Raw genomic sequence first — 25296 nt, 5'->3', positions numbered from 1 at the left:
TGATCTCTATGTTCAATGTATTCAACATGATCTATATGTTCAACCTGATCGATGAATTAAAACTGAAAACGGACACCCATACTGAATTGCGGGCCCCACACTCCTGCATTTCGCGCTTCAGCGTTCAGCGACATTTGTTGCGTGGAATGGAAACGCACACCAGCGATGATAATAGAGTGCTCTTCAGTCCGGCCAATGCGTCCGTGTACTTCCAACTGATTGGTCAGCCACAGGCGTGAGCCTACGTTTAACTCCATGACGACGTCAGTATTGTGGTTCTCGTCGCCATTACCACGGAGATGGTGCGCGAGAAACTGGCCATAGATGTCGGCGAACGCATTAATCGGGCCGTTGAAACCAATGCCGCCCGCAGCATCCCAGTCTCCTTCCATGCGAGAATCAATTCGCGCGACTAAATGCGTGTTTTCAGTGAAAAATGTGCTGAATTCTCCGCCAAATGATTCCGGACTCACGCCAGTGCGCAGTTCTAAAAAGTTGTAGTTAAAGTTGTTCGCCAACGCCGTTGTTGGCAGGGCAGTGGCAAATGCCACCAGACCGGCCAGACATGTTCTTTTTATCATGACTTGAGTCCTAAAATGGAAATTTAAAAAGGCAGGCAAATTACAGGCCAAATCATGCGATAAATCAATAGCGTAGCGGATGAATATTGTACAAACTGGACCCAAAGGCACAATTTTATCCATATTGAGCGTACTTTTGCGCAGTGCGCTGGGCCGGAATGAGGAAAGATTCGGCGTTGATTCAGATATCTGCCGTCCCCCCGCTTGTGCTTTGGCTGCACTCACGGACCAGTTACGTATACAATGGTGAAAACTTCACGATAAGCAGAATTATGGAATCTACATTAAAGGCGCTGATGGTTCAGGGCACAACGTCAGATGCAGGTAAGAGTGTTTTGGTGGCTGGCCTATGCCGAGTGCTTAAACGGCGTAACATCAAGGTGGCCCCATTTAAACCCCAGAATATGGCACTCAACAGTGCCGTCACACCCGATGGCGGAGAAATTGGCCGCGCGCAGGCAGTGCAGGCGATCGCGTGTGGTATCGAGCCGACCGTGCATATGAATCCGGTTCTGCTCAAACCCAATTCGGATACCGGCGCCCAGGTGATTTTACAGGGGCGCGCACTGTCGAATATGGAAGCTAACAGTTATCACGATTACAAAAAAATAGCGATGCACACGGTGCTCGACTCCTTTTCCCTCCTGCAGAGTGAGTATGACAGCGTGATGATTGAAGGGGCCGGGAGCCCGGCGGAGATCAACCTGCGTGCTAATGATATTGCCAATATGGGCTTTGCTGAGGCTGCCGATGTGCCGGTGATTATCGTCGCGGATATTGACCGTGGCGGTGTGTTCGCCCATCTGTATGGCACGCTGGCATTGTTGTCAGAATCGGAGCAGCAGCGCGTCAAAGGCTTTGTCATTAACCGCTTTCGGGGCGACATTAGTTTGCTGCAGTCTGGTCTTGACTGGCTGGAGGAGAAAACCGGTAAGCCGGTGATTGGTGTCTTGCCGTATTTGCATGGTTTTGATCTCGAAGCGGAGGATGCCATTGCAGCCAAACAGGAATTGGGCGATAACGTTAAGCTGAATGTTGTGGTGCCAGTGTTCACCCGGATCAGCAATCACACCGATTTCGATGCCTTACGCCAAAACCCGGATATTAATCTGCGCTATGTCGGTAAAGGTGAACGTCTCGACGGCGCAGATCTGATTATTCTGCCCGGCAGCAAATCAACCCGAGCCGATTTAAAACATCTGCGTGAACAAGGTTGGGACAAAGATATCCTGCGCCACTTGCGTTTGGGAGGCAAAGTGATGGGTATTTGTGGTGGCTATCAGATGCTCGGACATTGGGTACATGATCCTGATGGTGTGGAGGGAGAAGCCGGCAGTACAGTAGGATTAGGGCTACTAGATACAGAGACCACTCTGACGCAAGAGAAGCAGCTCAACAATGTCTCTGGTCAGTTGGATTTAGATGGTGAATCGGTGGCAGTAACTGGTTATGAAATTCATGTCGGTCGTACTGTCTCAGTGTCAAACGAAACGAAAATTAATCCGCTGATCACGTTGACTAATGGGGCTGAAGATGGTGTTGTTAGTGAATGTAATCAGATACTTGGTACTTATCTGCACGGTATTTTCGATACATTCTCTGCCGCCCGGCTTATCTGTCAATGGGCAGGAGCTCAGGGTATTCAAACACACGATCATCTCAAGGCCAAAGAGCAGGCGATCGATCGCATTGCCGATGCAATCGAGGCCCATCTGGATCTTGCACTTTTGTGGCCGCAACTTGACGAGAATTAACATGAAAAAAAGGGCTTTATTAATTAGCGCTATGTTGGCGGCAACACCGGCGTGGGCTACAGATGCGGTCAATATTTACGCAGCGTCATCGATGACCAATGCGGTCGAGGATTTAATCAAAGCGTATGAGTCCGATCATGATGTCGATGTGGTGCCGGTCTTTGGCGGCTCATCTTCTCTGGCTCGTCAGATTGAGCATGGTGCTCCTGCGGATGTGTTTTTGTCGGCGAATGAAAAGTGGGTGCATCACTTGGTTGATAACGACATCGTTCAGGCTGACCATGTCAAATTGCTGGCTGGTAACCAACTGGTGCTGATTAAGCCGGTAGACTCCGACCAGGCGGCCTTTGATGTGGCGGACAAACAGCAATGGCAAACTTTGCTGAGAAACGACCGCATGGCGGTAGGTAACACCGACGCTGTGCCGGTGGGTATCTACTCTAAAGAAGCGCTGACCAATCTTGATGTATGGAAAACCGTTGAACCTAAGCTGGCGCAAACTGCCAATGTCCGTTTAGCTCTGGCACTGGTAGAACGCGGAGAAGCGCCTTTGGGGATGGTTTACAAAACCGATGCGATTCTGACTGACAAAGTCGCTATTCTGTCAACGTTTAAACCCACGTTGCACAGCGCTATCCATTACCCGCTGGTGCAGATTTCTGATACTCAGGCCAGCGCCAATTTCGTTCAATTCTTACAATCAGACAAAGCGAAAGCCGTGATGCAGCAATATGGTTTCCGCACTGACATGGGAAATGAAAAATTTGTTGAATAGCGACAGCTTTTTGACCCCATACGAATGGACTGCACTGCTGCTCAGCCTGAAAGTGGCCGGGTATGCAGTGTTATGGTTGCTCCCGGTTGGTCTGATCATCGGCTGGCTGCTGGCTCGTAAAGAGTTTGTTGGTAAGAGTGCGTTAGACAGCCTGGTTCATTTACCTTTGGTGCTGCCTCCGGTGGTGATCGGCTATCTGCTGTTGATCTCAATGGGCAAAAAGGGACTGATTGGGCAGTGGTTTCATGACTGGTTTGGTATCACGTTCAGTTTCAGTTGGCGCGGTGCGGTCCTGGCGTGTGTGGTGATTGCTTTGCCACTCATGGTGCGTTCGATACGCCTTAGCCTGGAAAGTGTTGATCCTAAACTTGAGCAGGCCGCTCGCACATTAGGTGCCTCGCCACTCAAGGTGTTTGTCACTGTGACGTTGCCGCTGACGTTGCCCGGTATTATCACTGGGGTGATGTTGTCATTTGCCCGCAGCCTGGGTGAATTTGGCGCGACAATTAGCTTTGTGTCCAATATTCCGGGGCAAACCCAGACGATTCCTTTGGCTATGTACAACTTCCTCGAAACGCCGGGAGCAGAACTGCAGGCGGCACGCTTGTGTGTTATCTCGATTGTGATTGCCTTGTTGTCACTGTTTATCTCTGAATTGATTAGCCGGCGAATGAAGAGAAAACTGGGGGTCAGTCAATGAGCCAGTTACAGGTGCAGTTCCAAAAGTCGTTGGGCAGCACAATGCTCGATGTCGACCTGGTTTTACCTGGTCAAGGCATTACTGCTGTGTTTGGCCGTTCTGGTGCCGGGAAAACCTCGTTCATCAATGTGATCAGTGGCTTAATCAGACCGGATGCAGGTTTGATTACGGTTAATGAACGGGTGTTATTCAACAGCGCGGCGAAGGTCAGTCTGCCAGTCGAGCGCCGCCGTATTGGCTATGTGTTCCAGGAAGCCCGGCTGTTTCCGCACTATACGGTGCGCGGTAACCTGAATTATGGCGTGCGGGTTAAAGATGACGGTTATTTCGATTCTGTCGTGGCATTGCTGGCATTGGAGCCTTTGCTGGCGCGTTATCCGAACGCCTTGTCCGGAGGGGAAAAACAGCGGGTGGCGATTGGCCGCGCGCTGTTGTCCAAGCCGGATTTGTTGTTGATGGATGAGCCACTGGCCTCGTTAGATTTACCGCGTAAACGGGAAGTGATGCCGTTTCTTGAGCAGTTGTCACAACAGGTGCAGATTCCTATTTTGTATGTTACCCACAGTATGAATGAAATTCTGCGTCTGGCGCAGCATCTGGTCGTGCTGGATGGCGGTAAGGTTGTTGCATCAGGGCCGATTGAAGAAGTCTGGTCATCGCGCAGTATGCGACCCTGGCAGTCGTTTAGCGAGCAGAGTACTTTGTTTTCTGCGACCATTAGCCGGCACCAGTCTCGTTATGGCCTGACTCAGATTGAGCTCGCCAAAGGGGTTGGTTTGTGGGTTCAGCAAGTCAGCGGTGAACCGGGCGCTGCGATTAGGCTGCAGATTCGCGCCAACGATGTATCGGTGACATTAAATGATCCGGGTAAAACTTCGATTCGCAACATTCTCGCCGCTACCATTGCTGACATTGAATACCATCAGCAGGGTGAGGATAAAAAGAGTATCGCTCTCAAGCTTGAACTGGCGCCAGAGTGCTATTTATGGGCGGTGATTACCGAGTGGGCGCTGGAAGATCTCCAGCTTGAGGTTGGGATGTCGGTTTACGCGCAGATCAAAGGTGTCAGTGTGTCCCAGCGTGATATGGTGTTGAGTCAGGTGTGAATCTGTTGCAATACAGTGCTGCGTTTCTTGTAGCCCTCCATTGTGAGGGCCTGTTTTACTGGGGTTTGGTGTAAGAGAGATGGCGAGCACGCATCTCGATAAAGTGAGTTTCGTTACAACGCTTGTCTAAGCCGCGTTTTCGTCGAAAAAACAATCAACGAGCCAGTTTATGGTGCGCACGGGAGAAGTGGCCGGCACTGAATGCGCCGACAATAGACAGTTCGCCTGCCAGGCACAAACCAGCCACAACCTCTGCCAGTGCGCGTGCTTTTCCCTTTCCGGCCAGGCCGAGAATATCCAGACAGGCTTTCTGACTCGGCAGTCCGGTGCCACCACCCACCGTACCCACCATAATATTCGGCAGGGTGACACAAGCGTATAAGCCACCCTGTGCATTCACTTCCATTCTGGTAATGCCGACGGCTGATTCGGCAACACAGGCAGCATCCTGACCACAGGCAATATAGAGCGCAGCTAATGCATTGGCATAGTGCGCATTAACGCCGATTCCGCCGCTGAGTGTCGCGCCTAACGTCGTCATGTGGCCAAACTCCACCATATTCTTTGGCGTGGTGTGCAAATATTTTTTAACCAACGTGGCTGGCAGATGGACTTCAGCGGTCACTTTTTTACCGCGCACACTGCGCAGAACGTGACTGTTTGCTTTCTTATCACCGGAGAGATTGCCGTCCAGAAACGCCTGCTGCGGACTGACCGGAGCATGCGCCAGAATGAATTCAAACACCGCGTTGGTAGCAATCGTGACCATATTCTGGCCGGATGCATCGCCGGTGGTGTACTCAAACACCAAATAGACGTGATTGCCTTCAATCGAAACGTTGATGTCATGCAGGCGGCCATGTTGAGTGGTGGACTGTGCAATCGACTTAAATTGGTCGTATTGGGTAGTAATCCAGGCGACAAATTGTCCGGCTTCGGCCAGGTTATAGAAGGAAAAAACCGGTGTTCGGGTTATTCCTTCATTGAGCAGCATAGCGCTCACCCCGCCCGCTGCGGTAATCAGGCGGCATCCACGGTGATAGGAGGCAACCAAAGCGGCTTCTGTGGTGGCAAGAGGAATCGCATAATCACCATTGGCGTGTAAGCCGTTGATCCGCAGTGGTCCGGCTATACCGACCGGCACTTTTACCGTGCCGATAAAGTGTTCAATGTTCTTCTCGTAACGCGCCATATTTTGTGCCGTTTGGGGATCAAGCAGGTGATCTCTGGCGTGACGGATATCTATTTGCTGCCAACGCTTTTGCACTTGCTTGTGGTTCAGCGCTGCGCTAAGAGGTAAAGACGTGGTGGGAGTGAGTTTGGGGTCAAGGGCGGCACTAAACTGTTCGTTCGTCAGCGCAGGGTGAAGATCAAGTGGGGCATCGTGACGAAGCGAGTTTAATTTAGGCATGGCGATTAGAGAGCATCAGTCAAAATTGGACTGCATTGTACCGCTGACAGGAACAAACTCAATGTTTTGTCACAGCCGGTGACAAATTAATACCGGAGGAGAGTCAATGCTTAAATTAAACACTGATATCAAGCAGGCTGCCGATCATATCCTGATCGCGCTGTAAAACATGAGTCCCAATTCGGTTGTATTGTTGAGCCTGATTGAGCCGCACCAATGCATCGACGTTGTCAGGAGCCGGCTGAGGTTTATCCAATTCCACTTTATTGAAGGCAAGAGCATCGTTGTTGGTATTGGCAGGGTTGACAACTTGGTTACGCTGAATGTCATGCGCAGCATCGTCAGCCATCTTTGAAGATTGCTGAATAATCGAATAACCGGGTTGTACGGATGACACTGACATAGGCGTTCCTCTCTGCTGATCGCAGCATATGGTGATAAATTAACCAATGCAAGCATTTTGAGAACATCACGTTGACATCTGTTGCTGCCTGTCAACTGAGCAGGCTTGAAACCGATAGCTTTTTAAAACAGAAGTGCGTTTTCTAAATCATCAGTTGGCTTTCTAAAGCAGCAGAGGAGTATAAAACCTGACGCTTAGGAAAACAGACTGACGATTGCGTCCATCTCTTCATCAGTTAATATCGTCGCCGGCTCATCGCTTAGTGAGTGACGGATTTCACCTTGTAAAGATTTCAACTGCTGAGGTGTCAGGAGTTTAAGCTGTGATTTAAGTTGTTCAAACTGGATACTGTTCATTGCTGTATTCCGGATAACGGGTCTGTGGTGGCGCAACAATCTTTGGTGTTCTTCTTCCATAATGGTCTTACTCAGGTAAGAACGGCATGAATAAAATTTAGTATTTGCCAGCGGTTTTTTTGTCCGAAATGTGTTAATAAAACGCAAAAAGAGGCCCAGTTTGGCCTCTTTAATAACGGAATATGTTTAATTATGAATTGGTTGTATATTGAGCGGTGAGGTCAGTTAACCCGCACCGCGAACTTGCTGGCAAGTGAATGAAGTTCGGGCAACATGCGATAAATAAGATGCAACTGTTGCAGTACCATACGTGCCGAGCTGTCATCCTCTTCGCGCCATTCTGACAGACGTTTTTCCAGCCCTTCAGAATTGATCGCACTGATGTCGCATTCCCCCTCTCGGGTAAACAGTTGTTGATACAAGACGTCCAGATGTTTATGAATGGCACGGTGCGAGTCGAGTACCAGTTGATGCACGGTTTCATCATCAATCCGGGTACGATGCGCGCCGAGCGCGGAGATGTAACTCAGTAACGCATGACTCAGGGTCAGAAAGCGATAGCTCTCATCGGTAGCCGCGCGGTACTTACCCGGTTCAGCCAACATGTTACTCACGGCCGCAGCCAGAGAAGCATCCTGATTGTGTGCGTTACGCCGGGCGATACGATAGGTCAGGTTGTCTTTCTTACCAATACGGTACTGACCGATAATCTGGTCCAGATATGTCTTATTGGCCTGGATAGTATCAGCCATCACCTTGTGCAGACGCTTTGAGTGCCAGTCCGGCAAGATAAAAGCCACGGCAGCGACCGCTAATCCGCAGCCGATAAGTGTATCGGCCAGACGGGGCAGGACCACCGCAAAACCTTCACCCAGTTGGTTAAAACAAAACAGCACCAGCAGGGTAATAAAGCCGGTCGCATAACCATAGTTGTTAAGACGAAACGCAAAGAACATGACTCCGGAGAAGACAATAAAGACCAATTGGCTTTCCTGAGACGGGAAAAACGTAAGCAGTGGTACCCCGATCAGCAGACCGGCCAGAGTACCTATAATACGAGAGGTCAGTTTTTTACGCGTGGCGGCGTAGTTGGGCTGGCAGACAAACAAAGTCGTCAGCAGGATCCAGTAGCCCCGTTCCAGGCCCAGTCCCTGTAAAATGCCGTAACCGAGAGTTAACGCTATCGACATCCGCACCGCGTGGCGAAACAGCAGCGAATCTTTATTCATATTGGCTTTAATACGCAGCCACATTGATTTGAGTGTATGTGCTTCGGTATCGTCCAGTTCATCGTCTTCCGGTTTGCTCACGTCCGGGTTGCTTACGTTACTTAACTGGCGTTCAACGGTGGCAAGGTTATTGAACAGATAACCGAGCTGTGCAAGCAGCATTTTCCATTCCGGTTGTTTTTGCTGCTGAAGATAGGTCAGTGAAAGCTGAAGTTCATCCAAGGCCAGTACCGAGTCACTGGCGTGCTCATAGTGAGCACCGATACGAATGGAGTGAGCAATGTCGCGACAGGCTTTGGCCTGAGTCTCGAGAAGATGTTTGAAGCGGAACATGACGTCTGTACGGCCAAAATGGTCTGCCAGCTCCTGATAGCGATAGTGGGTGGAGCTGACCCGTTCATGAATATCCTGGGCAACAAAATAAATTTTCAGAAAGCGGTCGCTGGCACCGTCAACGTGGCCTCGCTTGGAGCGGGTCAGGAAAGTCGCTTTACACTGATTCAAGGCACTGACGGTCGATGCGTTGAGGTTCGCTTCGGTAATGCGGTGCGGTTGTGGCGCCAGGTTCGACACCGGATGAAACAGTTTGGATTTGGCATCAAGGTAGTTGGCTAACTGGACAAATACATTCGCCAGATCCTGCTGCACCGGCTGAGTTGGCCACAGTGCGTGCCAGAGCATAGAAACCAGGTAATACCAGGCAGAACCGCTCAGTAACAGTAAAGGCTGGAACCAGATGTTGGTGCTTTGGTCTGCGCCGAGCATGGCATAAATGGCGATCAGCAGAGAGCCGAACGCAATGCTGGCGTAACGGGCTCCCATTGCGCCGAGCATGGTAAAGCCAAACGTTGAAATAAACAGGCCGAGCGCAAACAATGGCGGTGTGTCGAACAGAATTTCAATTGAGAAAGAGGCTACAGCAAAACAGACAAATGTCAGCGAAATGGCTTTCAAGCGTCCGGTAAAGCTATCATCACGTTCTGCCAATGCAGCGGCGATCACGCCAAGGATCAGCGGCGTGACCCAGGTATTGAGGTTGTAATGCCAGGCCGGAATGACAACACCGAGTAAGGTGACCAGAATCAGGACACTGTAGTTGATGGTTTTGTTGGCCCAGTAAAGACGAAGTTGATTGGTTAACTGCACTGTTGATTCTACACGCCAGACGGAAAAGTGAGAGTGTAGCAGAACCCGATGCTAAGAATCTGATCAAAAATAAAAAATCATTAGTTTTGCTGATAATGTGAGACAAAGGTTGAGTGAATTTTGCCCGTAAAGCGGTGAATTGTCCGCCAGACAGGCAGTCACAGAAAGCTGGCGGCGTTGCGTGTGGCAACTTTGACATTAATTTTTCATAGCGACAGTGGTTTACGTTATTATGGCCGCAACGAAACAGGTGAGTAAATATCCATGCAGCTAAGTGCAAAAAAGTCTGCACAATTTTTTATTTCTAACGAATATCATCAGGTAAAACTGGAGGACGAACTGGTTGTTCTCTCGTCCCATCTGAGTGAAGAGCGGATCCCGTTTAATATCTGGAATGGTCAGATCAAAGTCCATCGCGGTTTGCTGTGGGGCGCTTTACAGTTTTTCGCCCATGAAGAGCAAGGGATCCAGCGTTCATGGATGGTGCAGGGGCTGCCCTGGCCCGATTGCCGTCATTTTGCTCATCAGTTGGTCAATTTGTATCAGCAATGGCACAACCGTCAGTGCCAGATGCTGGGTGAATACTTACCTGACTGGCAGCAGAAACTGACTCAGTTGCAGCGCTTACCTTCATTTCTGCCGCATTCGGCAGTGGATAACTGGGTCACCAGTGTATTTGATGATCTGGCTAAAATAGGGATGACGTTAGAAGAAGCTCATCAGCGCCTGCCTGAACATATTGAAAAACTGGTGCCTTGGTTACTCGACACCACACAGTCGCTGACCGAGCGTAATCACGATTGGATCGAAACCGAACGTCGCAACTGGGAAGTCCTGTTTTCGACGCTGGAATCTTCTGCGCTTAACTTGTCCCAGCAACAGGCGGTGTTGCTCAATGATGATCATAACCTGGTGCTGGCCGGAGCCGGCTCCGGTAAAACCAGTGTTCTCACCGCGCGAGTTGCCTATCTGCTGCAGAGCCATTTGGCTCGTGCAGAACAGATTTTGCTGGTTGCCTTTGGCCGCGATGCCGCTAAGGAAATGGAAGCGCGACTGAGTGATAAAATTGGTCTGGCGGCCGAGCAGGCGCGGGTCAATACCTTCCACCAGTTAGGGCTTTACATTCTTAACCGGGTTGAAACCGAAAGCGTGGTGATATCTCCGATCGTTTTGGACGACAAGCTGAAAAAGGCGTGGTGTATTGACTGGTTAAAACGTCACTGGATGACTCCGACCAACTTTAAACGTTGGCAAAAACACCTCACTAAATGGCCGATTGCTTATTTGGCAGGTGACGATGAACTGGGCAGCCATGTTGAGAATCCTAAATTGATTGCCTGGCTGGAGCGTCAGCTGGATCAACTGGCTCAATTGAGTCTGTCGAAAAAAGAGATCCAGCAACAGTTGGTCGAACATCCTGATTACACGCGACTTAACAGCGAACTGGCACTGACCTGGCCGTGTTACCAGGCTTGGCAGCAGATGCTGAAAGAGACCAATCATATTGATTTCAACCTCATGATCAGTCGCGCCACTGACTACGTGAAGAAAGGTAAATTCGTCTGTCCGTGGAAATTTATCATGATCGATGAGTATCAGGATATTTCACCACCCCGGCTGGCGTTGATTCAGGCGTTGTGTGAACAGAATGCCGATCAAACCAATCTGTTTGCTGTCGGTGATGACTGGCAGTCTATTTACCAGTTTGCCGGTTCGGATGTGGACTTAACGACGGACTTTTCCGCCCGTTTCCCACACTCAACGGTACATTATCTCGATACGACCTATCGTTTTAACGATCAGATAGGTTCGGTAGCGAATCAGTTCGTTCAGCAGAATCCACATCAGTTACCGAAGACGCTTAACAGCTTTAAGACCCAGAAACAAAAGGCGGTCTATCTGGCACCGAGCAGTAACGTGGAGAAGATCCTGGATCAGCTTAATCGTCAGGCCAATGGTATCAAGAGCGTGCTGTTACTGGGACGCAATCATTACCATAAACCTGAGTTACTGCGTGACTGGCAGAATCGCTACCTGTCACTCAAAATGGAATTCATGACCTGCCATGCCAGTAAGGGTAAAGAAGCGGATTACGTTATTGTCCTCGCGGTCGATGAAGGTCAGTTCCCGGCCAGGGTTAAAGCCATACATCTTGATGGCGCGTTAACGCAATCGGCGCACGATTTTGCCTATGCAGAGGAGCGACGTCTGTTCTATGTTGCGATGACCCGGGCCAAAGAAAAAGTGTGGGTCACGTTTAACGGCAGTGGCTCGACATTTGCACAGGAGTTAGCAGACGGAAACTATGCAGTTGTTAAGCAAAAATAATCCTGGTATCGATATGAGTAACCAAGGAAGCACTTTGCTAGCAAGGAACCACTTTGTTCGTCAGGAACCACTTTGTTGGTAAAGAACGATTTTGTGAGTAAGGGAGCATTTTATGAGTAAGGCACTGATTTTAGTCGATGTTCAAAATGATTTTTCCCCCAGTGGAGCATTACCGGTGCCGCAAGGTGATCAAATCGTACCGGTCATCAACCAACTGATCCCTCATTTCGAGCATGTGATTGCAACCAAAGACTGGCACCCGGCCGGACACGCCAGTTTTGCTTCTGTTCAGGGTAAGCAACCTGGAGACGTGATTGATTTAAAAGGGATCAGTCAAATTATGTGGCCCGATCATTGTGTGCAGTTTTCACACGGCGCAGAATTTATTGCCGGCTTAAACAGTGAGGCGATTACACACACGGTTGTGAAGGGGACCAATCCGTCTATCGACAGTTATAGCGGCTTTTTTGATAATCAGCGTTTGCAAAGTACAGGTTTGAGTGACTACCTCGCTGAGCAGGGAATCGATGAAGTGTATGTTGTCGGTCTGGCGACCGATTATTGTGTCAAGTTCACTGCATTAGATGCGGTCTCGCTGGGTCTTCGTACCTGGGTGATCAAAGATGCATGCCGGGGCGTCAATATTGCCCCGCAAGATAGCGACGATGCTTTTCAGGCTATGCAGGATGCCGGCTGTGAACTGATTTCATCGTCGGTATTCTTGGCGCAGCAGATGTAGCCAGCGAAGACGATGGATGAATCTCTGTTGCTCGCAGCCAGAATACAACAAAGCCGTTGGGCAGCTTTGTTGTATCTGCAGGTGACTGGTGTATCTGCAAGGCGACTGTGGCATCAGCGCTCAGGCAGAGCCGGTACAGGACTTAATCGCCACTGATTTGGTAGTGTCTGGCGACATTGGCGGTGATTTTTCCCCATGGTGAGGCTTTGGCCCTGGCTTGATGCTGTTCAAAGGCGTTACGGTCGACAAACTCCTCATACACATCAAAACGATTTGGATTGCCTGGCGTGGGTGTGACATCAAACACCAGACATCCGCTTTCGGCAAGGGTCAGGCACTTATGTTCTGCTAATGCTTGTTTTACTGCGGCTAAATCTTCATTCTCAACCACAATATAGCCGCTTAAAGTCACCTTACCCATTTAAATTCCTTGTGGTTAGGTTCAGATACGTTCAGCCAGGTAAGCCTGATAATCCGGGATCTCAATATCGACATCCTGCGCCATTAACTCTGAATTAAACAGAAACTTAGCGGTCGCACGGTTAGTCGCAACCGGAATGTTCCACACGCTGGCGATGCGCAATAGAGCTTTGACATCCGGATCATGCGGGACGGCGTTGAGTGGATCCCAGAAGAAAATCAGGACATCAATTTTGCCTTCAGAAATCAGAGCGCCAATCTGCTGATCACCGCCCATCGGGCCACTGATCATGCTGGTAATTTCAAGGCCGGTTTCTTTGCTCAGCATATGGCCGGTTGTACCGGTTGCGTACAAGGCATGATGCTCCAGCTTGCTTTGGTTTTCTTTCACCCAACGCAGCAGTTCGCCTTTGTAGTTATCGTGAGCAACCAGAGCCACATGCTTGCGCTGTGACATAGTACGCGTGGTCTTTTTCATTGATGACCTTCCTAATGTTTGATAAGTCTGTTGTTAAACTCAGATGTTAATAACCAAAACCGCATGTCCATTCAATGGCTTTTATCAAAAAAGGTGCGGTCGGGGTTGTCACAGATAACGAATTCAATATTCCGTGTCCATTCCTGGCACGAAATGATGGCTATAGCGTAATGACTGACCACGCCAGTAGGGCATGCGCGAGATAGTAACTCACCAGTACCGCCTGACGAGTAATGAGCGTTGAAGCCAAAAAACGGTTTCTGGCCCACATTAAATCGCACATCAGCAGCATGAAAGCACCCATGATAGCGAGGTTAGCCGATGTAGACTGGCTGCTGAGCCAATACTCGGCGCTCGAAGAACCCAAAGTTGCAATCACCACCAGATAGATCAGAACCGGTACCATCAAGCGCTCCAGATTGGGCAGCAGCAGGAGGAAAGTCAGGATACCTAGTGCAAAAATGACCACAGGGATCCACCAGGTCACCGAACCGACCATGCTGATAAATCCTATCACATAGCAGGTGTGGGCGAGTAAATAGCCGGCGGAGGCGAGTCGGCTGTTATCTCCTGTCAGGGAGATAACACTGTCAGCCAAGGCGAAGACCAGCAGACCGCTGCTGACCCATAACGCTAATGGGGTACGGGTGGCTGAGCTGAATAAAATGGCCGTTGCCATCAGCAGCAGTGGCAGTGGTTTGGTGAGTGAACACAACCAGCGTGGCCCACGCTCGTCAGAAAACAGTTGAATACAGGATACGATCAGAATACTTGGCCACATAAATATTTCCCGGTTAAGACACGGCGCGAATAAGCACATGAATAATAACAGGAATACAATTATCAGAGTAGAGCTATTGCGTCATGGTCGTGCAAAGGGTGACCGAACACTCAGCGGGAAAAATGGGGAAACACGTTTGCCCCCAAAACAGTGGACTTGGAACCGGATACGGATCGTAAAATTAAAGTGTGCATAATAATATTCACTTTACGGCTATTGAAGCTTGATTTGTGCAATTAAATTGCCTGATTCTATATTTTGTGGCAGATTGGAGGCCGTTTATTTAGGGAGTGAGTGGTAATCTATGACTGAACTGGCAGAGCTGATGCAAAGGTATGTCGAGCAGTACTCGTTGTCTGATCTGGAAGGGGCCATTCAAACCGATATTCCCGGCGTACATTTTTACCGCAGTGAGAAGGGTAACCCACGTCAGCCTTTTGTTTACCAGTCCGGTATTATCATTCTGGGGCAGGGTCACAAAGATATTCATATCGGGAGTAATACTGTGCATTACGGACCCAATGACTATCTGGTGGTTGGGGTGCCCATGCCGCTCGAGTGCGAGGCGCTCGTTGAACCTGGCAAGCCTTTGCTCGGACTGAGTATCGATATTGATCATTCTATCTTGCTGAAACAGATCGATTTACTCGAACAGGCCGAATTTACGCCGCTACAACAATGTAAAGCCAATCCGTGTGGTATTCAGGCGGTAGCGATGAATACTGAGATGCAGAGCAGTTGCAAGCGAATCATGCAGGCTCTGATTGATGGTCTTGAAGCTCAGGTTTTGGGTACGTCTTTGTTAGAAGAGATGATCTTCAGGGCATTGACCAGTTGTGAAGGGCATGTGCTGTTTGAACTGGCTTACCATGAGGGCCATTACGCCCGGATTGCGAAAGCATTGAGTAAGGTTCATCGGGATTATGCTCAACCGCTGACGGTGCAGGCTTTGGCTGAAGAGGCCAATATGAGTATTTCAGCCTTTCATCAGGCGTTTCGACGGGTCACAATGGAATCACCGTTGCAGTATCTGAAAAAGGTTCGCCTCAATAAAGCCAAAGAGCTTATCCACGTTGAAGGGAAACGGGTGAATGATGCTGCGCATTTGGTGGGCTACACCAGTACTTCGCAGTTTTCCCGTGAGTACAAACGTCATTTCAATGAAACGCCTCGCGGCATAAAAGCCGCCTAAAAGAGGAATAAAATTGGTTCAGATTTACTCTTTTCGTGCACTATCTAAAACGAGATACTAAAACTCCCCCGTACAAGTCACTGGTCAGCGAAAGTCGGTAACTTTCTGTTTGATAGTAAGTTTCTTGATAGTAACTATCGGTTTTCGAGTAACTATTGATTTGAAGGCAAGTTACGACTCGCTTTTAGATTGCGACTTATGTTCAAGCCAGGCGTTACCTAGTGCCTTGTAGACAAGTGCCTTGGACACAAAAAGCATCGTTATGCTTCTGATGTATTTACCCGTATTCATGTGAATACGGGTTTTTTTAATCTGTTCCTTTTTTTGGGACGAGATCTAAATAGTCCCTTAAGGCTCACCTTTCTTAAAGAAATAAATGATTGTGTTGACTATATTGTCATTATGGTTCCTGCCGTACGCTGCTCCGATGAATAGAGGAGGGTCAGCATAGCAGTGAAGGTATAAGCATGGTTTGTCCACACTTTCAGGGATGGGTTCCCCGATTAGGAGGGGAGATGGCTAAATATAGATATGCATTACCCCAGCTTCAAGGTGGATTTTTTATGACTGATGGTGGCCTGGAAACGACGCTGATCTATCTGGAACATTTTGATTTACCTGTATTTGCCGCTTTTGTTTTGCTGCAAAATGAGCAGGGAGAGCGAGCCTTAAGGCGCTATTATTCCTCCTACGCTGAGATAGCCCGACGCCATGACGTCGGTTTAATTTTGGAAACGGCGACCTGGCGGGCCAATCCGGAGTACGGTGGACGTCTGGGATACAGTCTGGCACAGCTTGAAACGGAAATACGCAAAGCCGTCAGTTTGTTACTTGATATTCGTCAGGAGTATGAATCGCCGCACACTCCGGTGGTGATCAGTGGTTGTCTCGGTCCCCGTGGGGATGGTTACATCGCACAGCAACGGATGACCGCTCAGGAAGCCGATGATTATCACGATTTTCAAATCCACAGTTTTACCACCGCAGCTGCGGATTTGGTTACCGCGCTGACGCTCACTTATGCCGAGGAAGCGATTGGCATCTCTATGGCGGCCAGGCGGCACGCCATGCCGGTGGTGATTTCGTTTACAGTTGAAACTGATGGCCGTCTGCCGTCAGGTCAACCGTTAGGTGAAGCGATTTGTCAGGTTGAACTCGATACCGATGCTTATCCGTCGTACTACATGATCAATTGCGCTCATCCAAGTCATTTCAGGGCCGCCGTCAGTGGTGGTGAACCTTGGGTTAGGCGCATACATGGCCTTAGGGCCAATGCCTCCGCACTGAGTCACACTGAATTGGAACAGTGTACCAAGCTGGACGATGGTAATCCGCACCAGCTCAGCCTTGACTACACACAGCTGCTCAGTAAGTCAATGCGCCACGTTAACATTGTCGGGGGGTGTTGTGGTACCGACACCCGTCACTTAGAGCGAATTGTCGCAAGCTGTTTACCCGTTTACCGTCAAGGAAAGAATGATAAACCGTTAAATAGTTAAATAGTTAAATAGTTAAACAGTTAAACAGTTAACTGGGGAATCGTGGAAATGGCTTCGCAGTGATTAAGAGGCACTGAGTGTTACGTGTTATACCTATAGGCAGAGTAGGGCAGATGGGGCGGCGGTGAAGAGGAATCACCTTGCGTGACTCCTCTCGACTGATGGCCGGTTACCATTTTAGTAACAGCGGCGATTCGTGGGTTCAGAACTGGTAGCTTTCCGGAACGACCACTATGCCTTTTTCGGAAATACGGAAACGTTTCGCATCTTCAATCGGATTCAGTCCGATCTGGGTATGCGGCGGAATTTTTACGTGTTTGTCGATAATACAATTGACCAACTGGCAACCGTCACCGACTTCAACATCGTCAAACAGAATACAATCAACAATGGTTGCACTATCGTTGATACGTACGCCGGATGAAATGACCGAGTGTTGCACGGAACCACCAGAGTTGACTACGCCGTTGGCGATGATGGAGTTGATGAAAATGCCCTCATTACCTGTGGCGGAGGAGACGGTCCGGGCTGGTGGCAACTGCGGTTCATAAGTACGAATCGCCCAGTTTTTCTGGTACAGATTCATTGGCGGAACAGGTTCCAGCAGATCCATATTGGCTTCATAGAACGAATCTATGGTACCCACATCGCGCCAGTAGTTATCTTTGGCAACCCGACCTTTTTCGTCACCAAACTGATAAGCGTAGACGTTATTGTCAGGGATCAGTTTCGGGATGATGTCTTTACCAAAATCATGACTGGAAGCATCATTTTCCGCATCTTCTTTCAGCACTTGTTGTAACACAGCCATATCGAAGATATAGATCCCCATGGATGCCAGACTCCGGTCAGGCCGGTTTGGCATAGATGGCGGATCGCTCGGTTTTTCAATGAATGACGTGATACGGTGTTCGTCATCAATCGCCATTACACCAAACGCTTTTGCTTCTTCGCGTGCAACATCCATACAGGCAATAGTCAGTGCCGCGCCTTTTTCACGGTGCTCATCCAGCATCGCGGCATAGTCCATGCGATAGATATGATCGCCGGACAGAACAACGACGTGTTTGGCATCGCTGCGCGACAGTAACCACATGTTGTGGAACAGGGCGTCGGCCGTCCCTTCGTACCATTTACCACCTTTACGCATTTGTGGGGGGACCACAGTGATGAATTCGCCCAATTCAGGATTGAATATGGACCAGCCATCGCGTAAATGCTTTTGTAACGAGTGCGATTTGTATTGCGTCAACACCAAGATGCGACGTAACCCGGAATGCAGACAGTTGGTAAGTGTAAAATCGATAATACGGTATTTACCGCCAAATGGTACGGCAGGTTTAGCGCGGTCATCGGTTAGCGGGGATAGTCGCGAGCCGACACCACCGGCAAGCACGACTGCTAAGGTATCTTGCATCTTATTTCTCCCTAAATATGTGCAATTCATAACCATCTTAGAGAGTAGTACAAGTTTCACGCCAATATTGAAAACACTGTCGAATATGGGCTTTGGGTTACATAAGTTCTCACTAATGCACTAGTTTGATGCGATATTGTGATTTTATATGCATCAACTTGGTGCTCAGGCAAAATGCACCATTTCTGTGCTGGTGAGCACCGAGACCAAATTGCGTCCCGATGCTTTTGATTCATAAAGGGCCAGATCGGCTCTCTGATAGACATCGCCGGTAGATTCCGTCACATCTGTAATCCCGCTGCTGATAGAAAGCTCGCCTTTGTACTGGTCAAAAATCGCGACCCGCAGGCGGTTCAACACCTTATCAGCCTCTTCGAGCGAAGTGTGGGGCATTATGATGGCAAACTCTTCACCACCAATGCGTGAGATAAAATCCGATTCGCGCAGTTCGGTGCGCAGGCAAACGGCAACATTACGGAGAATCTCATCACCGCGAGCGTGGCCAAACCTATCGTTAATCCGTTTGAAGTGATCAATATCAACGATAGCCAGGCAAGAATGCTCCTGCTCGGGATAACGTTTGACCCGCATACATTCGGATGAGAACTCCTGATCAAATTTACGTCGGTTCCAGATCCCCGTCAGGCCGTCTTTTTCACTTTGATCGCGCAGCAGGTTTTCCAGTTCTTTACGTTGGCTGATATCAACGAAGGAAGCGACATAAAACTGGATGATACCGTCATCATCGAGAATAGTCTGGATACGCAGGATTTCAGTGATTTCATGGCCGTCACGATGCCGGTTAACGACTTCACCTTCCCAGGAGCCATCTTCCTGCAAAGACTTCCACATATTGAGATAGAATTCTTGGTTATGTTTACCCGAGGCAAAGATAGACGGTTGTTTACCCTTAACTTCATCAAATGAATAGCCGCTTTGGTTGGTGAATTCACTGTTCACTTTGATGATGCGGTTGTTCTTGTCGGTAATCAAGACCGCAGACATACCATTCATCGCGGCGCGGGCGAGCTTACTTTCGATACTGTTTTTGTGATGATTACGATTCCAGCAGATGCATCCTAATGCGATTAAGGTGATCACAAAGAACATGGCATACATTTGCCACAACAAGCGGTTTTTGCTGCTGCGGATAAGTGGCTGTAATGCCTGAACGTCAAAGCTTTCCAGCAGAATCAACGGCTGAACGTTTGCTAACGTCTGGCCCTGTGAAATCGTAACAAAACTGAACCATTGGTCCTTAGCAAACAGTGTTCCCTGCTGCGAACTTTCAATGTGTTGCCATAACTCTGGCATTGTAAGGGCCAGGTTGGTTGTCGGGAAGACTTCAATGTTCTGATGGTTGTCTAACGTCATCAAAACATCGCCACGACTATTGAGTAGGCTGGGCAAACCGGCTGATGGATCATCGGTTCCGAGCATTTGCTGATAGATGTATTCCAGGCTGACTTCAGCGACCAGGTAACCAGCCCGTTCACCGTTAGAGTCTATCGGTGTCACGAAATGCAAAACGGGTTGTTTTGAAGTTGCGGTCAGAGCGTGAAACTGATTGCCGCCGACCACTACGATCTGCCCCGATTTAAGGTGTTGTGCCGTCAGGAACTCATCGTACTGGCTACGGTTGATTAACCCCGTATCGGTTATGGCTACCGCCATCCCCCGAATATAATCAACACGTATGGTTTCTTGTCCTGTGCGGTCAATAAAACTCAGGCTGGAATAGCCTCCCAGAGTACGGGCCACCAATAACCAAAAATCCTGCACGGCCTCGATATTGAATTCATTCGGATTACTGACCGCCCGGTGAAAAAGGCTGTTGTTGGTCAGAGTGGTAAAGGTTTTGTAAGCTTCGTTGAGTGAAGACACCAGTTCACGCTTGCTAAAGTCGAGCTTCACTCTCTGTTTTTGTTCCTCCAATGCCAAAGCCTGCCCTTCAAGCTTGGCAAATTCCTGAGCGAAATAAAGTGCCGGCACAAATCCGATGATGAACAAGACGAGTACGAATTGACCGATGTATTTGGTGAACGTTGACGGCATAGCAACTTAACTAAAAAATGACAGCGACAGTATAGCGTTTCATAATGAGATGTCGCTTCCAAAATTTCCGGTTCGTGCGTTAGTTCAAACTAAAGTATGTCGCATTCTTTAGCTGGTGTTTGACCGTAGCTCTAACGAAGCAGGGAGTTGCAGGAAATATGGGGAACACCATTCAATACGTGTACGCTCGAAGGGATAAACAATAAGATAAAGTTAATCAATCGAATGGAGATTCGGGATTTACAATGTAAACCCTAGTTTTCCTAAGGGCTGGAGGTGATCTCGGTCAGAGCAGATAAGGCGGAAATCTCATAGTCGTAGTAATTTTGCATCGTTTGCAAAGAACGACGCAGAACATCGAGTGAGCCTTTCAGCTCCTGGTTTGATTTCAAATAGAGCTCAGCTGAAAAGTAATTGCTCATCAGCCCTTCATTTTTACATTTTTCTCCCAGCTGAAACCACTGCTCGGTTTGCATGACGATATATTTTGGCGTCTCATCGAGTAAAAACAGCAGGTTGATCACATCTCTGCTCGCCTTCTGCGCGCTTTCTAGCTGCATGGCGATTTTAGTGCGAATGTCATGTCGATTGCTGTCCCAGAGAAATTGCAGTTCACTTTGGGTAAATTCCTGATGCAGAAAAACCGCGTGTTGGAAGTTAGGTAGCCACAGGTTGTATTGGGAGGCGAGTAAATTGTAACGCTGGTCTAAAGTTTGTTGAGAACTGAGTGCTTTATTCCATTCTTGTTCGTTACACTGCACCGCATGACTTTGCTGCGGTAAAGTCATGTAAATAACGGCCGTTATAATCAATAAGCATGCTCGCTTTCCGGTCATGGTGATAGGTCATTAGTGAGTGTTAATTTAGTATAGATTAGGATAAATGAGCGCTGTGCCACATTTATCCTGATTGAGACACGGAGCCTCTGCATCAATGAAAAAAATACTGATGATTGTGATGTTGCTGTTGGGACTGGGTGGTGCCGGCGCGGGTTATTACCTGTTCTATTATCAACCGATGCATGAGCTGGCAGAGGCGGCCAAAGCCGGACAGAAAGATACGCCAGCCCCCCAGGAGACGGAATCACAACCTGGTCAGCCTGATGTGCCTAAGCCGGAGGTGATGGATTACTTCGTGGAATTGCCGAAATTAGGGGTACGTGAAGCACCGAATGAAGACGCGTTTGTTGAACGCTGGATGTATCGGGGCGATAAAGTACATCTGTATGAAAAGAAAGATGGCTGGGGACGGGTGAGTCAGTACTTCGTTTACCAGGAAGGCGGCCCTGAGATTGCTGAATGGCTCCCTTTGTCGGGTCTCAGTGAGCAGGCGCCGGTCATCACCGCAGACGAACGTAACAAAACCCTGGCTGCTTATATCGCCAAATCAGATGACTTGCTTGAGTTTGAAAGTATCTTTTTACAAAAGACCGATCAATTGCTCAAAGAGGGCACTTGCGACCCGGATGATTTTGCCGAACTGGGTGGCTGGGTGCGCTCGGTGAAGTTTCAGAATCGCGATGTGTATTTCATATACTGCGGTGGCTTAAGTCAGGCTGATAAGATCTATCTCAATGTCCAGACTGGAGAGATCTTCTATAACGCCCAGTAGCATTAATAGTACCCAGCAGAAGTTCGGGTATCCAATAGCATTTATAGCGTTCAATCGAGTAGCTCCGAGCTGCCGCTCAGTCGTCGATATGACCTTGTGACCAGCCAATGGTCGATACAAAAAGAGAGTGGCTCTGGAGCGCACCGGGTTCTAAAACGATTTGAACCGGTAACATCTCTGCAGGGATTGCAACAGCCTCCCAATGGCAAGCAGGTGACAAGCATACGATCACCAGACGGCTTGAATCGACAGTGATAGATTAAGTGACATTGTCACGTCATTCCGCACTAAAATTTATTTTCTTACACCTTACCTCATGAAATTCTCCCGGGTTGATGTTGTTTGCCCGGGCTTAGCGTGGGGTCAGGTACAAATGTCTTAATCATGGGCCGTTTGTGCGTTGAGCATAATCAGGTTTGGGGGATGTACAGGGCGGAACGAGGCATTGCACAAATTTACTGCAGATTAACACCCGAAACATGCACTAAAACAATGCACGAATATCATGTTTACTGATGTGGTAATTATCTGTGTTTGTTTGAATTGAACTTAGGTTTTGGTTTGAGTGCCTTCTTTCTGTGCTTGTCATTCATAAATTTTTCTGATAATTGCCTTGCTTCGATTAGAGAACTTCCATTTTATCATTAGTTTATACTAATTTAGTTATTATTATACATTGAGATAGGGTGAGATCTTACCAATACATTGGTGGGGTATTTAAATATTATCAATATCAAACATGTTATATTAATATTTAAAACATAAATGAATTTATTATTTAATGATAAAATAAATTTTTAATATGCAATGGTTAATTAATTTATAATGTTTAAATTAATTTAACTCATGAATCACCAATAAAGTGCAAAAATATTTTCCTTTTCACCATGAAAGTGCAATCGCCTTGTCATAAATTGGTGCGCAACAAATCTATAAATTAATGTTCCCGGTAACTTATTGATATTTATCAAGATTGATGAAACGTGAATTGAATCAAAGAAAGTCTTTTTAATCAATGTCTTATGCCATTTTTGTTAAGAGTAAAATCTAAATAAATTGTTTAAAATCAGTAATTTATATTATATATAACAAATAATTAACATTTCACCCTCAGTGAGATGTTAGTCAAAAATATGACAAAAGGCACCGATTTAATTTGAATTGTCACAAAGTAGGTTTAATTTAAATAAGGAGCGCACGAAAAATTCTTTGCAAAGGAATAAAAGATTAAATTATCGATAATGGTTTAGCTCTGGCTTAAATTATGGATGAAAAAAGCATAAAACCTGCTAACTCTTTTGAATGGAGTCATAAATGAAAAAAGTCGCGTTGATTACTGGGTCTAAAGGTGGAATTGGTTCCGCTATCTCTTCTGCACTGGTTGCTGATGGCTATCGAGTCATCGCTACCTATTACACCGGCGCATATGATTGCGCATTGGATTGGTTCAAGGAAAAGCAATTTACCGAAGAGCAGGTTCGTCTGTTTGAGCTAGACGTTACTAATACGGAAGAGTGCGCCGAGCGCTTGGAAAAATTGCTCGAGGAGGAAGGTACCGTTGATGTCATTGTTAATAACGCAGGCATCACCCGCGACGGTATGTTCAAGAAAATGACAGCTGCGGCATGGAAGGATGTCATCGAAACGAATTTGAATAGTGTGTTTAACGTGACTCAACCGCTGTTTGCTGCGATGTGCGAAAAAGGCGGTGGCCGCGTCATTAACATCTCGTCAGTGAATGGCTTGAAAGGCCAGCTCGGGCAAACCAACTATTCTGCTGCGAAAGCGGGCATGATTGGCTTCTCAAAAGCACTGGCTGCTGAAGGAGCTCGTAGTGGTGTCACTGTCAATGTGGTAGCTCCGGGATATACCGCGACTCCAATGGTTGAGCAGATGCGTGCTGAAGTTCTCGAATCCATTGTTCAACAAGTTCCGATGCAACGTCTTGCGAAGCCGGAAGAGATTGCAGCAGCAGTGAGCTTTTTAGCCAGTGATGCCGGTGCATACATCACGGGCGAGACTCTGTCGGTCAACGGCGGCTTATACATGCAGTAAGGGAGTATGCAGGATGGAAAAAGTATTTATTGTTGCGGCTAAACGTAGCCCGATTGGCGCTTTTGGCGGCTCATTGAAAGACGTTCCGGCCGGTAAACTGGCGGCAGAAGTAGTGAAAGGTGCTTTGCTGGCAGGCAACGTGGACCCGGCTCAGGTAGACGAAGTGATTATGGGTAACGTAATCAGTGCCGGTCAGGGCATGGGGGTCGGTCGTCAGGCGGCATTATATGCGGGTATTCCCGAATCAGTACCTGCGTATGGCGTTAACATGGTGTGTGGTAGTGGTATGAAAGCGGTGATGGATGCCGTGGCCCACATTCGTGCCGGAGATGCCTCAGTGGTTGTGGCAGCCGGCGTAGAAGTGATGTCGCAAATTCCTTTCGCCTCTCCGAGTTCGCTGCGTGACGGCAATAAAATGGGCAACTTTGAAATGAAAGATCTGCTCATCGCCGACGGCCTGACCGATGTATTTAATCAATACCACATGGGTGTAACGGCCGAGAATATTGCGGCTCAGTTTGAGTTATCCCGTGAAGAGCAGGACAGTTTTGCCCTGAGTAGTCAGCAGAAAGCGGTTGCTGCGATTGAAGCCGGTAAATTCACAGACGAAATTGTACCGATTGAAGTGAAGCAGCGCCGCGAAACGGTGACCTTCTCTGTTGATGAATATCCCAAATCGGGAACGACTCTGGAGCGTCTGCAATCACTCCGTCCGGCCTTTAACAAGGAAGGGACGGTTACAGCGGGCAATGCTTCCGGTATTAACGATGGTGCCAGTGCCATCATCGTCGCTTCTCAGTCCGCCGTTGAAGCTTATGGTTTAACGCCTTTGGCGGAAATCATCGGATATGCACAAACCGGTATTGACCCGAGTGTCATGGGCCTGGGGCCGGTGAACGCGGTCACGCAGGCACTGGAAAAAGCGGAACTTGACATTGATCAGGTTGAATTGTTTGAGCTCAACGAAGCGTTCGCTGCACAAGCATTGGGCGTTGTGCACGGATTATGTGCTGAACATAACGTCACGCCAGAGTCGATTCTCGATAAGGCTAACGTGAATGGCGGCGCTATCGCTCTGGGGCATCCTCTGGGCGCCTCTGGTAACCGTATTATGGTTACATTGATTCATGAACTTAAGCGTCGTGGTCAGGATTACGGCGTGGCCTCACTGTGTGTCGGTGGTGGCATGGGAACTGCAGTGGTTATTAAAGCAGCTAAGTAACTCCTCAGATAAGGATTTATCTTGGAGAACTCGGCGGT

General features: G+C 48.3%; 22 protein-coding genes. 11 read left to right on the top strand and 11 right to left on the bottom strand.

Going from position 1 to position 25296, the window contains the following annotated elements:
* Positions 1-56: 56 nt before the first annotated feature.
* Positions 57-581 (bottom strand): hypothetical protein, encoded by a 525-nt coding sequence (locus KNV97_RS02370; RefSeq protein WP_136487665.1) that lies wholly within the window; start codon positions 579-581, stop codon positions 57-59.
* Positions 582-853: 272 nt separating this feature from the next.
* On the opposite strand from KNV97_RS02370, the gene KNV97_RS02365 reads away from it, so the two are divergent.
* From KNV97_RS02365 to modC, 4 genes are read left to right on the top strand one after another with little or no spacing between them, the layout of a single operon-like run.
* Positions 854-2335 (top strand): cobyric acid synthase, encoded by a 1482-nt coding sequence (locus KNV97_RS02365; RefSeq protein ID WP_218562032.1) that lies wholly within the window; start codon positions 854-856, stop codon positions 2333-2335.
* A 1-nt stretch (position 2336) separates the two neighbouring features.
* Entirely contained in the window at positions 2337-3110 is a 774-nt protein-coding gene (gene modA, locus KNV97_RS02360) for a molybdate ABC transporter substrate-binding protein (protein ID WP_218562031.1), read from the top strand.
* Positions 3091-3810, top strand: a complete 720-nt coding sequence (gene modB, locus KNV97_RS02355) for a molybdate ABC transporter permease subunit (protein WP_136487668.1) — start codon at positions 3091-3093, stop codon at positions 3808-3810. The genes modA and modB overlap by 20 nt, the downstream gene beginning before the upstream one ends.
* Entirely contained in the window at positions 3807-4916 is a 1110-nt protein-coding gene (modC, locus tag KNV97_RS02350) for a molybdenum ABC transporter ATP-binding protein ModC (protein WP_218562030.1), read from the top strand. The genes modB and modC overlap by 4 nt, the downstream gene beginning before the upstream one ends.
* Before the next feature lie 154 nt (positions 4917-5070).
* Here the strand turns inward: modC and KNV97_RS02345 are convergent, their stop codons facing one another.
* The 4 genes from KNV97_RS02345 to yccS all read right to left on the bottom strand — a co-directional run bounded on the left by KNV97_RS02345 (position 5071) and on the right by yccS (position 9461).
* Complete coding sequence (locus tag KNV97_RS02345; RefSeq protein ID WP_136487670.1) at positions 5071-6327, bottom strand: hydroxymethylglutaryl-CoA reductase; 1257 nt, start codon at positions 6325-6327, stop codon at positions 5071-5073.
* A gap of 115 nt (positions 6328-6442) precedes the next feature.
* On the bottom strand, positions 6443-6730 hold the full coding sequence (locus tag KNV97_RS02340; RefSeq protein ID WP_218562029.1) for a hypothetical protein: 288 nt from the start codon (positions 6728-6730) through the stop codon (positions 6443-6445).
* Between the two features lie 194 nt (positions 6731-6924).
* Positions 6925-7146, bottom strand: coding sequence for a hypothetical protein (locus KNV97_RS02335; protein WP_218562140.1), 222 nt, complete (start codon positions 7144-7146; stop codon positions 6925-6927).
* A gap of 161 nt (positions 7147-7307) precedes the next feature.
* Entirely contained in the window at positions 7308-9461 is a 2154-nt protein-coding gene (gene yccS, locus KNV97_RS02330) for a YccS family putative transporter (RefSeq protein WP_136487672.1), read from the bottom strand.
* Between the two features lie 264 nt (positions 9462-9725).
* On the opposite strand from yccS, the gene helD reads away from it, so the two are divergent.
* Both helD and pncA read left to right on the top strand, forming a co-directional pair.
* The gene (gene helD, locus KNV97_RS02325; protein WP_218562028.1) at positions 9726-11789 is read left to right on the top strand and encodes a DNA helicase IV; all 2064 of its coding nucleotides are present in this window, start codon (positions 9726-9728) and stop codon (positions 11787-11789) included.
* Positions 11790-11901: 112 nt separating this feature from the next.
* The gene (gene pncA / locus KNV97_RS02320; protein WP_218562027.1) at positions 11902-12528 is read left to right on the top strand and encodes a bifunctional nicotinamidase/pyrazinamidase; all 627 of its coding nucleotides are present in this window, start codon (positions 11902-11904) and stop codon (positions 12526-12528) included.
* A 142-nt stretch (positions 12529-12670) separates the two neighbouring features.
* Here the strand turns inward: pncA and KNV97_RS02315 are convergent, their stop codons facing one another.
* The 3 genes from KNV97_RS02315 to KNV97_RS02305 all read right to left on the bottom strand — a co-directional run bounded on the left by KNV97_RS02315 (position 12671) and on the right by KNV97_RS02305 (position 14207).
* Positions 12671-12949 carry a putative quinol monooxygenase gene (locus KNV97_RS02315; RefSeq protein WP_136487675.1) on the bottom strand — a complete coding sequence of 93 codons (279 nt, stop codon included), beginning with the start codon at positions 12947-12949 and terminating at the stop codon, positions 12671-12673.
* Positions 12950-12970: 21 nt separating this feature from the next.
* A complete protein-coding gene (locus KNV97_RS02310) occupies positions 12971-13426 on the bottom strand; it encodes a methylglyoxal synthase (RefSeq protein WP_218562026.1) in 456 nt (151 codons plus the stop codon).
* A gap of 160 nt (positions 13427-13586) precedes the next feature.
* Positions 13587-14207 (bottom strand): lysoplasmalogenase, encoded by a 621-nt coding sequence (locus tag KNV97_RS02305; protein ID WP_218562025.1) that lies wholly within the window; start codon positions 14205-14207, stop codon positions 13587-13589.
* Between the two features lie 304 nt (positions 14208-14511).
* Between KNV97_RS02305 and KNV97_RS02300 the strand changes: the two genes are divergently transcribed.
* Complete coding sequence (locus tag KNV97_RS02300; protein WP_218562024.1) at positions 14512-15399, top strand: AraC family transcriptional regulator; 888 nt, start codon at positions 14512-14514, stop codon at positions 15397-15399.
* 563 nt (positions 15400-15962) lie between these two features.
* The gene (locus KNV97_RS02295) at positions 15963-16898 is read left to right on the top strand and encodes a homocysteine S-methyltransferase family protein (protein WP_256611819.1); all 936 of its coding nucleotides are present in this window, start codon (positions 15963-15965) and stop codon (positions 16896-16898) included.
* 202 nt (positions 16899-17100) lie between these two features.
* Here KNV97_RS02295 and glgC read toward each other — a convergent pair whose 3' ends face one another.
* The 3 genes from glgC to KNV97_RS02280 form a co-directional block, all read right to left on the bottom strand.
* A complete protein-coding gene (gene glgC, locus KNV97_RS02290) occupies positions 17101-18345 on the bottom strand; it encodes a glucose-1-phosphate adenylyltransferase (RefSeq protein WP_256611817.1) in 1245 nt (414 codons plus the stop codon).
* 135 nt (positions 18346-18480) lie between these two features.
* Positions 18481-20370 carry a sensor domain-containing diguanylate cyclase gene (locus KNV97_RS02285; protein ID WP_218562022.1) on the bottom strand — a complete coding sequence of 630 codons (1890 nt, stop codon included), beginning with the start codon at positions 20368-20370 and terminating at the stop codon, positions 18481-18483.
* Between the two features lie 263 nt (positions 20371-20633).
* A complete protein-coding gene (locus KNV97_RS02280; RefSeq protein WP_240798224.1) occupies positions 20634-21158 on the bottom strand; it encodes a hypothetical protein in 525 nt (174 codons plus the stop codon).
* 145 nt (positions 21159-21303) lie between these two features.
* On the opposite strand from KNV97_RS02280, the gene KNV97_RS02275 reads away from it, so the two are divergent.
* The 3 genes from KNV97_RS02275 to KNV97_RS02265 all read left to right on the top strand — a co-directional run bounded on the left by KNV97_RS02275 (position 21304) and on the right by KNV97_RS02265 (position 25258).
* Positions 21304-21981, top strand: coding sequence for a hypothetical protein (locus KNV97_RS02275; protein WP_218562021.1), 678 nt, complete (start codon positions 21304-21306; stop codon positions 21979-21981).
* Positions 21982-23295: 1314 nt separating this feature from the next.
* On the top strand, positions 23296-24036 hold the full coding sequence (locus KNV97_RS02270) for an SDR family oxidoreductase (RefSeq protein WP_136487684.1): 741 nt from the start codon (positions 23296-23298) through the stop codon (positions 24034-24036).
* Positions 24037-24049: 13 nt separating this feature from the next.
* A complete protein-coding gene (locus KNV97_RS02265; RefSeq protein ID WP_218562020.1) occupies positions 24050-25258 on the top strand; it encodes an acetyl-CoA C-acetyltransferase in 1209 nt (402 codons plus the stop codon).
* The last annotated feature ends 38 nt before the right edge of the window (positions 25259-25296 follow it).

The organism is Vibrio ostreae, assembly GCF_019226825.1.
Classification (GTDB): Bacteria; Pseudomonadota; Gammaproteobacteria; order Enterobacterales; family Vibrionaceae; genus Vibrio; species Vibrio ostreae.
Note: the sequence above shows the minus strand (reverse complement) of the source record. Positions and strands in the feature narration are given on the sequence as shown.